The organism is Escherichia sp. S10b, from assembly GCF_028421345.1.
GTDB lineage: Bacteria > Pseudomonadota > Gammaproteobacteria > Enterobacterales > Enterobacteriaceae > ECMA0423.
On sequence record NZ_JAHZSO010000124.1, the window covers coordinates 1 to 505 of the forward strand.

Genomic DNA, 505 nt, shown 5'->3' on the forward strand with positions numbered 1-505 from the left:
GAGTGTGGTCACACGTCACGCAGTCCGCTTGACTCGCTGGAAACCGCTATCGGATTCCACATGCGCGACTGGTGGCAGCCGACAAAAGCAAACTTCTTCGGACACCTGAAAAAGCCGCAGATTATCGCAGCCCTGAATGAGGCAGGACTGTCCGGTGCTGCACGGGATGCAGAGAAGATGAAGAAAGGTGATGCGGCTGAACATGCAGAGCACCATATGAAAGACAACCGCTGGGTGCCTGGCTGGATGTGTGCACCACATCCACAGACGGATACCACTGAACGCACCGATAACCTGGCTGATGCCGCCTGATAAACAACCACACCGCCCCGCCGGAGACGGGGCGGCAGCAAGGGAGATACCGTGATGAAAACTGAACTGACCCTGAATGTATTACAGACCATGAGCGCACAGGAATATGAAGATATCCGGGCAGCCGGAAGTGATGAACGTCGTGAGCTGACACACGCCGTGATGCGGGAACTGGATGCGCCGGACAACTGGA

At 56.2% G+C, this 505-nt stretch carries 1 protein-coding gene and 1 pseudogene; both read left to right on the forward strand.

Annotated elements, in window-relative coordinates; all coding sequences use genetic code 11:
• A pseudogene (locus FTE26_RS08445) lies at nt 1-312 on the forward strand (ParB/RepB/Spo0J family partition protein); the annotation flags it as partial.
• A 54-nt stretch (nt 313-366) separates the two neighbouring features.
• Nucleotides 367-505 (forward strand): conjugation system SOS inhibitor PsiB family protein (locus tag FTE26_RS08450; RefSeq protein WP_272457545.1); only part of this gene is annotated, 139 nt, incomplete at its 3' end.